9 protein-coding genes are annotated in these 12,385 nt (G+C 66.5%); 8 read left to right on the forward strand and 1 reads right to left on the reverse strand.

Going from position 1 to position 12,385, the window contains the following annotated elements:
- Window positions 1–110: 110 nt before the first annotated feature.
- The 4 genes from VF716_RS03975 (at window position 111) to VF716_RS03990 (ending at window position 5,272) form a co-directional block, all read left to right on the forward strand.
- On the forward strand, window positions 111–1,661 hold the full coding sequence (locus tag VF716_RS03975; protein WP_049325137.1) for a cation:proton antiporter family protein: 1,551 nt from the start codon (window positions 111–113) through the stop codon (window positions 1,659–1,661).
- Window positions 1,662–1,839: 178 nt separating this feature from the next.
- On the forward strand, window positions 1,840–3,348 hold the full coding sequence (locus VF716_RS03980) for a uracil-xanthine permease family protein (RefSeq protein ID WP_230387504.1): 1,509 nt from the start codon (window positions 1,840–1,842) through the stop codon (window positions 3,346–3,348).
- 85 nt (window positions 3,349–3,433) lie between these two features.
- Complete coding sequence (locus VF716_RS03985) at window positions 3,434–4,261, forward strand: outer membrane protein OmpK (protein ID WP_014597443.1); 828 nt, start codon at window positions 3,434–3,436, stop codon at window positions 4,259–4,261.
- A 198-nt stretch (window positions 4,262–4,459) separates the two neighbouring features.
- Entirely contained in the window at window positions 4,460–5,272 is an 813-nt protein-coding gene (locus VF716_RS03990; protein ID WP_014597444.1) for an outer membrane protein OmpK, read from the forward strand.
- 64 nt (window positions 5,273–5,336) lie between these two features.
- Here VF716_RS03990 and VF716_RS03995 read toward each other — a convergent pair whose 3' ends face one another.
- The gene (locus VF716_RS03995) at window positions 5,337–7,268 is read right to left on the reverse strand and encodes a methyl-accepting chemotaxis protein (RefSeq protein ID WP_440551864.1); all 1,932 of its coding nucleotides are present in this window, start codon (window positions 7,266–7,268) and stop codon (window positions 5,337–5,339) included.
- 223 nt (window positions 7,269–7,491) lie between these two features.
- Here VF716_RS03995 and VF716_RS04000 point away from each other — a divergent pair, with 223 nt between their 5' ends.
- The 4 genes from VF716_RS04000 (at window position 7,492) to VF716_RS04015 (ending at window position 12,379) form a co-directional block, all read left to right on the forward strand.
- Window positions 7,492–8,112, forward strand: coding sequence for a TetR/AcrR family transcriptional regulator (locus tag VF716_RS04000; protein WP_440551867.1), 621 nt, complete (start codon window positions 7,492–7,494; stop codon window positions 8,110–8,112).
- Window positions 8,113–8,289: 177 nt separating this feature from the next.
- Window positions 8,290–9,864, forward strand: a complete 1,575-nt coding sequence (locus VF716_RS04005) for an MFS transporter (protein WP_151320852.1) — start codon at window positions 8,290–8,292, stop codon at window positions 9,862–9,864.
- On the forward strand, window positions 9,861–10,985 hold the full coding sequence (locus tag VF716_RS04010) for an HlyD family secretion protein (protein WP_440551869.1): 1,125 nt from the start codon (window positions 9,861–9,863) through the stop codon (window positions 10,983–10,985). Before VF716_RS04005 ends, VF716_RS04010 begins: the two co-directional genes overlap by 4 nt.
- Window positions 10,982–12,379, forward strand: a complete 1,398-nt coding sequence (locus tag VF716_RS04015) for an efflux transporter outer membrane subunit (protein ID WP_017245849.1) — start codon at window positions 10,982–10,984, stop codon at window positions 12,377–12,379. Before VF716_RS04010 ends, VF716_RS04015 begins: the two co-directional genes overlap by 4 nt.
- Window positions 12,380–12,385 lie beyond the last annotated feature (6 nt).

The following is a 12,385-nucleotide window of genomic DNA, read 5'->3' on the forward strand; positions in this document are numbered from 1 at the left end:
GCCCTCCTCTCCGCCCGTTTCTCGCCCTTCCCAGCCCCGCTTAAGCTGCCTCGACAACCGGCTACAGCCCGTTACAATGCCGCGCCCTCCCCTTGCCGGACGCCGCCCCCGTGATTGAAGCCAGCTGGATTGCCTTCGCCTTCGCCCTCGGCCTGCTTGCCCGCTTCATCGGCCTGCCGCCACTGATCGGCTACCTGGGCGCCGGCTTCGCCCTTGCCGCAGCGGGCGACTATGTGGGCGTGACCCGTGCCGACAGCATCATCCTCGATCACCTGTCGCACCTGGGCGTGCTCCTGCTGCTGTTCACCGTGGGGCTCAAGCTCAAGCTCGGCAACCTGGTGCGCCGGGAAGTCATTGGCGGCAGTCTGCTGCATTTCCTGATCTCCAGCGTGCTGGTGCTGCCGGCCATCATGCTGATCCTCGACAGCGACTGGCGCGAAGCGATGCTGCTGGCCATCGCCCTGTCGTTCTCCAGTACCGTGCTGGCGGCCAAGGTGCTGGAAAGCAAGCGCGAGCTGCGCGCCTTCCATGGCCGCGTCGCCATCGGCGTGCTGATCATCCAGGACCTCATCGCCCTGGTGGTAATGAGCCTGGCAGCCGGCAAGATGCCGTCCGCCTGGGCGTTACTGGTGTTTCTCCTGCCGCTGCTGCGGCCGGTGCTGTTCCGCCTGCTCGATCACAGCGGCCACGAGGAACTGATGGTGCTGCTCGGCCTGATGCTGGCGCTGGTCGCCGGCGGGCTCGGCTTCGAGTACGTGGGCTTGAGTTCCGAACTGGGTGCCCTGGCCTTCGGCGCCATGCTCGCCAAGCACAAGCGTGCCGGCGAGCTGTCCAACTCGTTGTGGGCGATCAAGGAAGTGTTCCTGGTGGGCTTCTTCCTCAAGATCGGCATCGGCGGCCTGCCGGACGCCGACGCCCTCTGGTTCGCCTTCGCCATGGCCTTGCTGCTGCCGCTCAAGGCGGTGCTGTTCTTCGGGCTGTTCATCGCCTTCCGTCTGCGCGCGCGCAGCGCCTTTCTCAGCGCCGCCAGCCTGACCAACTACAGCGAGTTCGGCCTGATCGTGGCCAGCGTGGTGTTGCCGCAGTGGCTGACGCCGCTGGCGATCACGGTGGCGCTGTCGTTCATCATCTCGGCGCAGATCAACCGCGTTGCCCACCCGCTGTACGAGCGGCTGGCGCCGCGACTGATCCGCTGCGAGCGCAACATCCGTCACCCGGACGAGCAACCGGTGTCGCTGGGCGATGCGCAGATCTTGATCATGGGCATGGGCCGCACCGGCCGCGCCGCCTACGACCACCTGAGTGCCAAGGGCTATCGCCTGGTCAGTCTCGACTCCGACCCGGTGATGGTCGAGCGCAATACCGCCGAGGGCCGCCGCATCCTGTTCGCCGACGCCGAAGACCAGATGTTCTGGCAGAGCCTGGAAATGAACGACGTCAAGGCGGTGATCCTGGCGATGAACGATCCCGAGGCCAAGATCATCTCCACCCGCAAGCTGCGTGAAAGCGGCTTTGGCGGGTTGATCGTCTCCCATGCGATGTACGAAGACATCGCCCAGCGCATCCAGGAAGCCGGCGCGGATCGCACTTACCTGACCATGAGCGAGGCCGGTGCCGGCCTGGCGGAGAACGTGGCGCGGGAGCTGCAACCCGATGGCTGAGACGGGTGCGACCATCCGTCATCTTGTACACAATGCATAAATTTATTGTTCCAACGCCTGTCCACAGATTGCTATAGTCAGGTCACCCCGACGCCAGCCCTACAGCCGGTGTCGCGCAGAGAGGTGCCGTGACCCTCGAAAGCCCATGACCGTACAACAACAAATGGCAGGCTTGACCATGACCGCAACCGATTCGAGCAGCGGCAGCGCCACTGCACCCCAGCAGGATCTCATCTACGGGCTGGACGATCGCCCGGCCCCACTCCCGGCACTCTTCGCGGCGCTGCAGCACGTGCTGGCGAGTTTCGTCGGCGTCATCACCCCCACCCTCATCGTCGGCAGTGCCCTGGGCCTGGGTGCCTACGTGCCCTATCTGGTCAGCATGGCGCTGTTCGTTTCCGGCCTCGGCACCTTCGTCCAGGCCAAGCGCATCGGTCCGATCGGCTCCGGGCTGCTCTGCCTGCAGGGCACCAGCTTCGGCTTTCTCAGCGCCATCCTCAGCGCCGGCTTCATCGTCAAGGCGCGCGGCGGCACGCCGGAGGAAATTCTCGCCACGCTGTTCGGCGTGAGCTTCTGCGCAGCCTTCGTCGAGATCGCCTTCAGCCAGTGCATCAACAAGCTGCGCCGGGTGATCACGCCGGTGGTGACCGGCACCATCATCTGCCTGATGGGCCTGTCGCTGATCAAGGTGGCGATGACCGACATCGCCGGCGGCTACGGCGCGCCCGATCTCGGCGCCCTGCCGAACCTGGCCCTGGCGGGGCTGGTGATCGGCATCATCGTGGTGCTCAACCGCTTCCCATGGCCGGTGCTGCGGCTGTCCGCGGTGATCGTCGCGCTGTCCATCGGCTACGCCGTGGCGCTGGCGATGGGCAAGGTGGATCTGTCCGGCCTCGCCGAGCTGCCGCTGGTGAGCGTGCCGCAGCCATTCCGCTTCGGCTTCGCCTTCGACTGGATGGCCTTCATTCCGATCGCCGTGATCTTCCTCATCACGCCGCTGGAAACCGCCGGCGATCTGACCGCCAACTCGATGATCTCCCGCCAGCCGGTGCGCGGCCCGCTGTACATGCGCCGCATCAAGTCCGGCATTCTTGCCGACGGCTGCGCCTCGGCCACCGCGGCGGTGTTCAACAGCCTGCCGATGACCACCTTCAGCCAGAACAACGGCGTGATCCAGCTGACCGGCGTGGCCAGCCGTCACGTGGGCTTCTACATCGCCGGGCTGCTGATCCTGCTGGGCCTGTTCCCGGTAGTCGGCGGCGTGCTGCAGGCGATGCCCAAGCCGGTGCTCGGCGGCGCCACGCTGATCATGTTTGGCACCGTGGCCATTGCCGGCATCAAGATCCTCGCCGAAGCCGGCCTGCACCGGCGCAACATGCTGATCGTGTCCATTTCCCTCGGCCTGGGCCTCGGCGTGGCCGGCGTGCCGGAAGTGCTGAGCGCGATGCCAGACGTGCTGAAGAACATCTTCGGCTCACCGATCACCATCGGTGCCTTCAGCGCCATCCTGCTCAATCTCTTCCTGCCCCGCGAACCGAGCGAGATCGATGTGTTCGACCCCGACGAGCTGGTCGAGGATGCCGTCGGCACCAATACGCTGTCGGTGAACATCCCCGATTACCGCGAGCACGACGGCCACCGTCGCGACGCCTTGCCGCAACCAGCAGGCGCCGACTTCAAAGGCTGATCACGCCACTTAGTTACAAACCGTACGACCGGAGCAGTGCCGGTCGTGCGGCCCTGCCTATAACAAAAACACAAGGGAATATCCCATGCGACTGAAGACTGCTCCCTGCTGCCTGGCGCTCACCGGCGCCCTGCTGACGACCCCTGCCCTGGCAGCCGACCTGATGCTCTGGCAGAACAACAGCCTGACCTATCTGTACGGCAAGAACTTCGCCGTCGACTCGGGCGAGGACGGCCGCGAGGCCTCGATCCAGCAGACCATCACCTTCGAACACGCCAGCGGCTGGAGCTGGGGCGACATGTTCCTGTTCGTCGACCACAAATGGTTCAACGGCCACTCGGGCAAGGACGGCCGAACTTACTACGGTGAGTTCAGCCCGCGGCTGTCGCTCGGGAAACTCACCGGCACGGACCTGTCGTTCGGGCCGGTGAAGGACGTGCTGATCTCGGCCACCTACGAGCGTGGCGAAAGCCTGGCCAACGGCACACCGAACCAGAACTACCTGCTCGGCCCGGCCGTCGACCTCAGGGTGCCGGGCTTCGACCGTTTCGCCATCAACACTTACTACCGCAAGCCCGACGGCGCCACCGGCAAGCCGAGTGGTCAGTGGCAGATCACCCCGACCTGGGCAATGACCATCCCGGTGGGCAAGTCCGACATCCTGTTCGACGGCTATATCGACTGGGTGGTGAACGACGCCGGCTCCAAGGCACGCGGCAACTACCTGGCGAAGAACTTCCACTTCAATCCGCAGGTGAAGTACGACCTGGGCAAGGCCTTGGACCACGAGGCCGGCCGGCTCTATGTGGGCATCGAATACGACTACTGGAGCAACAAGTACGGCATCGAGGACAGCAGCGTCTTCAACACCGACAACAACGTGGTCAACTTCATCGTCAAGGCCCACTTCTGACCAGACGCAAGCCGGTCCATCAGGCATGAACGCTGCAGGTCGGGCCGGCAGCATCGCCGGCAATCGGCATACTGCGACGCCATGTCCGAGTCAATGCGGCTAATTCAGCCGCGAGCCGAGGCGTTAGGCGCTTCTCGCCACGACGGCATTGGACGACAATGACAACAAAAAGCCACCATCGACCCTAGGAGCACCACCATGCACCTGAAGACTCTCCCCATCGCAGCCGCAGTCGCCGGCAGCCTGCTGTCAGCTCCGGCGATGGCCGAAGGGCTGCTGCACTGGCACAGCAACAGCCTGACCTACCTGTACGGCAAGGATTACAAGATCGATTCGCCGATTCAGCAGACCGTCACCTTCGAGCACGTCAATGGCTGGAAGTACGGCGACACCTTCTTCTTCGTCGACTCGATCCACTACAACGGCAAGGGCAACGACAACGGTCGCGATGACAGCACCTTCTACGGCGAATTCTCGCCGCGCCTGTCGTTCGGCAAGATCCTTCAGCGGGACCTGAGCTTCGGTCCGATCAAGGACGTGCTGGTCGCCATGACCTACGAGTTCGGCGAAGGCGATGTGGAAACCTACATGATCGGACCGGGCTTCGACTTGAATGTCCCCGGCTTCGACTACTTCTCCGTCAACATCTATCACCGCGACACCGACGGCGACCGCGTGGGCGACGGTGTCTGGCAGATCACCCCGGTGTGGGGCTACACCCTGCCGGTGGGCAACTCCGACATCCTCATCGACGGTTTCATCGACTGGGTGGTCGACAACGACCGCAACTCCCGTGGCGAGGAATACCATGCCAACTTCCACTTCAACCCGCAGATCAAGTACGACCTGGGCAAGGCGATGAACTGGGGCGAGAAGCAGCTCTACGTCGGTATCGAATACGACTACTGGACCAACAAGTACGGTATCGAGGACGGCGGCGAGTTCAGCAGGCAAGTTGTTGGCAAGACCGACCAGAACACCTTCAGCGCCATCGTCAAGGCGCACTTCTAAAAGGTCGGGCAAAAAAAAAAGGGGCGCCGAGAGGCGCCCCTTTTCATTTCGGCGGCTCCGTCGTCTACAGGCGGAAGCTGCCCATCTGCCGGCCGAGGTCCTCGGCCAGTTTCGACAGCGTCTGGCAATCCGCCCGGCAGCCCTGCACATCCTGGGCGGTGGCCTGGGCCAGATCGGCGATGCCCTGCACGTTGTGGGTGATCTCCTCGGTGACGCTGCTCTGCTCCTCGGTCGCGGCGGCGACCTGGGTGTTCATGTCGCTGATGGCTTCCACCTGGGCGGTGATCGCCTGCAGGGACTGGCCGGTGCGCTGGCTGGCCTGAACACCGGTACCCGTTGCGGCCTGGCCGGCGTGCATCGCGCTGACGGCGATTTCGGCGCCGTTCTTCAGCCGTCCGATCATCTGCTGGATCTCGTCGGTCGAGGCCTGGGTGCGGCTGGCCAGGGTGCGCACCTCGTCGGCCACCACAGCGAAGCCACGGCCCATGTCGCCGGCACGGGCCGCCTCGATGGCGGCATTGAGGGCCAGCAGATTGGTCTGCTCGGAGATGCTGCGAATCACCGCCAGCACCTGATCGATGGAGGCCACCTGCTGGGCCAGTTCGGTCACAGAGCCCGCGGCCTGGCCGATCTCGCCGGACATCCGCTCGATATGCCCGATCGACTCGCCCACCACCTGACGCGCCTCCAGCGCCTCGCTGCGCGCGCCCTGGGAAGCCTGCGCCGCATTGCTGGCGTTACGCGCGATCTCCTGCACGGTGAGCCCCATTTCGTGCACCGCAGTGGCCACCATGTCGGTCATCTCGTGCTGCCGCCCGGCACGCACCGCGGTGTCGTCCACCACCCGTGCCACCTGGCCGACCGCGCTGCGCAGCTGCTCGCTGGTCTTGAGCACATCGCCGATAAGGCTGCGCAGGCTGCCGATGAAACGGTTGAAGCCACGCGCCAGGTCGCCGAGTTCGTCGGCCCGGTTTTCGTCCAGGCGACGGGTGAGATCGCCGCCGCCGCCACCAATCTCCACCAGCGCCGCCGTCACCTGGCGGATCGGCCGAACCAGGCCACGCGCCAGCAGCACGATAACGCCGAGAAAGAACAGGCCGATGGCCGCGCCGATCAGGCTGGTGGTCCAGAGCGTGCGCCGCGCCTCACCGAAGATCTCCGCCTCGGGCACCTCGGCGATCAGCGCCCAGCCGAGCCCTTCCAGCGGCTGCGCCATGGCCAGGAACGTTTCACCATTACGTTCGAAACGCACCACCTGCCCCGCCTGGGTTTCCAGTTGCCGCGCGGCCTGCGCGCCGGCCAGCTCCGCCAGTGCAGCACGGCCGTTGTGCTCGCTGCGCGGGTGGATCTTCACCTGGCCATCGCTGCCAACCAGATAGACCTCGCCGCGCTCGCCGAAGCGGAAGTCGGCGATCAGTGCGGACATGGCGCTCAGGCTGTAACCCAGCCCGGCCACGCCAAGCACTCGTCCGCCGGCGCTGATGCGCTGGTTGATGAACAGGGTCGGCTGGCCGGTGGCCTTGTCGACGTCCAGCTCCACCCGGCGTTCGAGGGTGCCGTCCACCAGGCTGTAGAACCAGCCATCGGCCGGTGTCGAGCGTGACAGGGTCCGGCTCAGCCCGGCGTCGGAGTAATAGTGGCCACTGCCGAGCACCGCGACCGAGGTGGTCAGCGCGTTCTGCTGGACTTTCACGCCATTGAGGTAGCGACCGATGGCCTCGGCCTGCCGTGAATCCTCACCCTGGATCAGCCAGTCGTGCACCAGCGTGTTGCCGGCGATACCGGCGGTGGCGGTGATGGGTGCCGCCAGCGTGCGCTCGATATCGTTGCGGATGGCATTGATATTCGCCGGCAACGCCTCGTCGAGCAGGTAGCGCTCGGCGAGGCGCTCGACAGCCGAGGCATACACCAGGATGACGATCAGCAGGCTCGCCAGCAGCGCCGCGCCCATGCTGAGGATCAATTGCCACTGAATGCTGCGCTTGAAGAACTGCATGGAAGGCCCTCGCGTTATTATTGGACACATCAAAGTGCCACTACTGTACACAATTTATGACGCACGCAAGGCCATTTAGCGGCATGGCCGTCGGGAACTTGATGGCGTTTAGCCTTGGCTCGGGCTGAACCGACGGATGGCGGCTCGGTTGAGGCCGCAAAGAAGCGAGTGCTAGCATGCCGAACCGCCGCCAGGCCGGGCGGCGCCAGCCAAACAGGTCCGCATGTCCAGCATTCGAGAGCGCAACCGAGACGTGATCCTGCGAGCCGCCAGCGAGGAATTCGCGGAAAAGGGCTTCGCCGCCACCAAGACCAGCGACATCGCCGCCCGCGCCGGGCTGCCGAAGCCCAACGTCTACTACTACTTCAAGTCCAAGGAAAACCTCTATCGCGAGGTGCTGGAGAGCATCGTCGAACCGCTGCTCGAAGCCTCGGCGCCGTTCAATCAGCCAGGCCATCCGGCCGAGGTGCTGCGCGCGTACATCCGCACCAAGATCCGAATCTCCCGCGATCACGCCTATGCCTCCAAGGTGTTCGCCAGCGAGATCATGCATGGCGCCCCGCACCTGTCACCGGAGCGCACCGCCCAGCTCAACGCCCAGGCCGCCCACAACATCGCCTGCATTCAGGGCTGGATCGACCAGGGCCTGATGGCCCCCATCGACCCCAGCCACCTGCTCTTCAGCATCTGGGCCGCGACCCAGACCTACGCCGACTTCGACTGGCAGATCAGCACCGTCACCGGCAAGGCCCGGCTCGACGAGGCGGACTACGATGCCGCTGCCGACACCATCATCCGCCTGGTCCTCAGGGGCTGCGATATCGCCGAGCCGACGGCGGCCTGAGACTGCGCACGGCAGCGCCCGCTGCTGGCGATGCCGTGATCGGGTGAGCGGAGGGCGAAATTCGTTGCAGCGCTTGTCCTACCTAGGACCGCGCCCGTCGGCGCAACAAGCTGCCGAGTCCAGATGCCCGAATACCTTGCCCCGGTACCACGCTGGGAACCCCACGAACGCCCGTCCATGCCCGGCTCGCCGGCGATCCTGCTGCACAGTCCACCGCGGCGCCTGGCCTACGCCGCGGTTGCCGTACTGGTGGGGTTGACCGGCGGGCTCGGCAACGCGCTATTCATCGCCAACCTGCCGGCGATCCAGGGCGATCTGGGCCTGACGCCCGCGCAGGGCGCCTGGCTGCCGGCCGCCTACTTCATGGTCAACGTCTCGACCAACCTGCTGCTGATCAAGGTGCGCCAGCAATACGGCCTGCGGCATTTCGCCGAGCTGGGGCTGGCGATCTATGCGCTGCTCAGCATCGCCCATGTGTTCGTCGAAGGTCTGGGCATGGCGATGTTCGTGCGCGCAGCGAGCGGTTTCGCCGCAGCGGCCACCACGTCGCTGGGGCTGTTCTACATGCTCCAGGCCTTTTCCAAGACCCATCTGCCACGCGGGGTGATCGTCGCCTTCGGCCTGACGCAAGTCGCCACGCCCCTGGCCTGGCTGTTATCGCCACCATTGGTGGATATCGGCCAGTGGCATCGCCTGTACGTGTTCGAAAGCGGCCTGGCGCTCTGCTCGCTGGCCGCCGTGGTGGTGCTCAAGCTGCCGCTGGGCGAACGCATCAAGGTGTTCGAGCCGCTGGATTTCCTTACCTTCGCCCTCTTCGCCCCGGCGCTGGCGCTGGTTGCCGCAGTCTTCGCCCAGGGCCGCGTGCAGTGGTGGACCGAGGCGCCGTGGCTGGGCTACGCACTGATCGCGGCCCTGCTGCTCAGCTGCCTGACCTTCATGATCGAACATCACCGGCGCAACCCCTTGCTGCAGACACGCTGGCTGGGCACCGCCGAGATGCTGCGCTTCGCCTTCGGTGCGCTGGCGCTGCGCTTTCTGCTGTCCGAACAGAGCTATGGCGCGGTCGGCCTGCTGCAAACGCTCGGCATGGGGCCGGATCAGCTGCGCCCGCTGTACGCGGTGATTCTGCTGGGGCTGGTGATGGGCATCGCCGCCAGCGCGCTGAGCTTCAGCCCACGGACCGCCGCGGCGCAGATACTGCTCTCGATCCTGCTGATCGGCATCGCCAGCTTTCTCGACGTCGATGCCACCAGCCAGACCCGCCCGCATGACCTCTTCCTCAGCCAGGGATTGCTGTCGTTCGCCAGCGGCATGTTCCTCGGCCCGCTGCTGATCACCGGCATCGGAAAGGCGCTGGCCAACGGGCCGAACTACCTGGTCAGCTTCATCGTGCTGTTTTCCATGACCCAGAGCCTGGGCGGGCTTGCCGGTCCCGCCGTGTTCGGCACCTATCAGATCGTCCGCGAGCAGTACCATTCGGCACACCTGACCGAGCAGGTGGTGCCGGACGACCCACGCATCGCCGCCCGTCTCGCCCAACAGAGCCAGGCAGTGGCCGCCACCCAGCTCGACCCGCAGCTGCGCCAGGCACTCGGCGGCGCTCGCCTGTCGCAGACCGTCACGCGTGAAGCCAACGTGCTGGCCTTCAATGACGTGTTCCGCCTGATCGGCCTGCTCGCCATCGCCGTGCTCGGCTGGTCACTGTTCCACACCCTGCGCCTGGCGCGACAGAAGAAGGCTTCCGCCCCATGAGCGATGCGCGCACACCCGACGCCGAGACCACGCCGACCACGGACGCCGGCGGCACACCGCCCGAGCCGCCCGAGCCGCCCAAGACGATCCAGCCAAGCCGCCGCTCGATCGTCCTGATGACGCTGGTGGCCCTGGTCGGCGTGCTCGCCATCCTCTATGCCTGGCAGCTCTGGCCGTTCACCGGCAGCCTGGTCACCACCGAGAACGCCTATGTGCGCGGCCAGCTCACGGTGCTCGCGCCGCAGGTCGCCGGCTACGTCACCGAGGTGCGGGTGCAGGACTTCGAGCAGGTCCGCCAGGGCCAGGTGCTGGTACGCATCGATGACAGGCAGTACCAGCAACGGGTCGCCCAGCGCCGCGCCGAACGGGACGCCGCACGCTTCGAGCTGGAAAACCTCGACCAGCAACTGGCCGCCGACCGCGCCACCCTGGCCGCGCGCCGCGCCGACCTGTTCGCCGCCAAGGCCGAAGAGGCACGGGCACGGGCCGACGAGCGTCGCGTCGACGAACTCGCCCAGCGCGGCTCGGTGTCCATCCGCGAGCGCGACCAGACCCGCGCCAGCGCCCGCGCCGCGTCGGCCAACGTGCGCAAGGCACGCGCCGCCATCGAGATCGCCGAGCAGACGCTCAAGGCCAGCGGCATCTCCCGGGGCGGCCTGCAGGCCCGGGTCGAGATCGCCCAGGCAACGCTGCACCAGGCCGAGATCGACCTGGCCAACACCGAGATCGTCGCCCCTGGCGCTGGGCGGGTCAGCGAGGTGGGCGTGCGCCTGGGCCAGTACGTTACTGCCGGCACGCAGCTGCTGTTCCTGGTGCCGCCGAAGCTCTGGGTAATCGCCAACTACAAGGAGACCCAGACGGCGAACATGCGCCCCGGCCAGCCGGTGAGTTTCGAGGTCGATGCCCTCAACGGCGCGCGCCTGACCGGCCGCATCGAGCGCATCGCCCCGGCCACGGGCTCCGAGTTCAGCCTGCTGCGCCCGGACAACGCCACCGGCAATTTCACCAAGGTGGTCCAGCGGCTGCCGGTGCGCATCGCCATCGACCCGGACCAGCCGCTGCTCGAGCGCTTGCGGCCGGGGCTGTCGGTGGTCACCCACGTGGACACCGCGGCGCCATGAGGAAAACCGGCCTGCTCGGCACGCTGGCGCTGACGCTGGTGATGGCCGGCTGCGTGCCTCCGCGCCAGCCGCTGCCACCCGAAGCCCGGCTGGACGAGGTGCCCTCGCAGTGGCGCCAGCCCAACCATGGCAACGCACCGGTTGCACAGTGGTGGCGCGGCTTCGGCGATCCGGCTCTGCTCGATCTGGTGGATCGTGCGCTGGCGCGCAACACCGATGTGCTGATCGGCGCCGAACGGCTGGCGGCGGCCCGCGAGCGGATACGCCTGTCCCGCGCCGCACTGCTGCCGAGCCTGGACGCGGTGTTCGGGCTGGAGCGCAGCCAGGACCTCGGCCCCCTTGGCCTGACCCGCACCACCGCCGCGCAACCCGGCCTGCAGTTCGCCTACGAGGTCGATCTCTGGGGCCGCCTGGCCAGCCTGCGCGAGGCGGCAGAGTTGCAGTTCCAGGCCAGCGAAGCCGAGCAGCAGACCCTGCGCCTGGCGCTGGCCGCGACCGTCGCGCAGGGCTATGTGGCGCTGCTGTCACTGGATCGTCAGCTGCTGCTGACCCACGAGACGGTGCGGTCCCGTCGTGCCGCCCTGGCGGTTGCCGAGGACCGGTCGCGCATGGGCTACACCTCCGAACTGGAACAGACCCAGGCGCGTTCGGAGTACGAGGCGGCCGCGCAACTGGTGCCGCAGCTGGAGCAGGCCATCCTCGAGCAGGAACACGCCCTGCGACGCCTGACCGGTGACCCGCCCGGGCCGGTGCCACGGGGCACGCTTGCCGCACTGCAGGCTCCAGCGGTGCCGGGCAGCCTGCCTTCGGCGCTGCTGCGGCAGCGGCCGGATCTGTACCAGGCCGAGCTGCAGCTGGCCGCCAGTGACCGTTTCCTCGACAGCGAGCGCGACCGCTTTCTGCCGCGGGTGCAACTCTCGGCAAGCCTGGGCCGGCTATACGTCGATGCGCTGGATTACGACCCGGTGAAGGTCTGGAGCCTCGGCGCCAGCGTACTGGCCCCGCTGTTCGATGGCGAGCGGCTGGAGGCCGGCGTGGCGGTGGCCACGGCCGAGCGCAATCAGGCTGCCTACGCCTATCGCAGGGCGGCGCTCAATGCTTTCAGCGAGGTGGAGAACGCGCTATCCGGGCTGGACAGCCTCGCCCGTCAGAGCCGCCGTCTTGAAGCGCGCCGCGAAGTGCTGGCGCGCTCGCTGGCGATCGCCGAGGACCGCTATCACGGCGGTTATTCCTCTTATCTGGAGGCGCTGGATGCGCAGCGCAATCTGTTCGATACCCAACTGGCCGAGGTGCAGCTGCAGGAGGCGCAGCTGAACAGATTGATCGAACTCTACCGCGCCCTGGGTGGCGGCTGGCGGGCGCCGGAGCATGCTGCTACCGAGCGCACGGAGTGAATGCGG

Source organism: Stutzerimonas sp. Brlt_14, assembly GCF_051948915.1.
Classification (GTDB): Bacteria; Pseudomonadota; Gammaproteobacteria; order Pseudomonadales; family Pseudomonadaceae; genus Stutzerimonas; species Stutzerimonas stutzeri.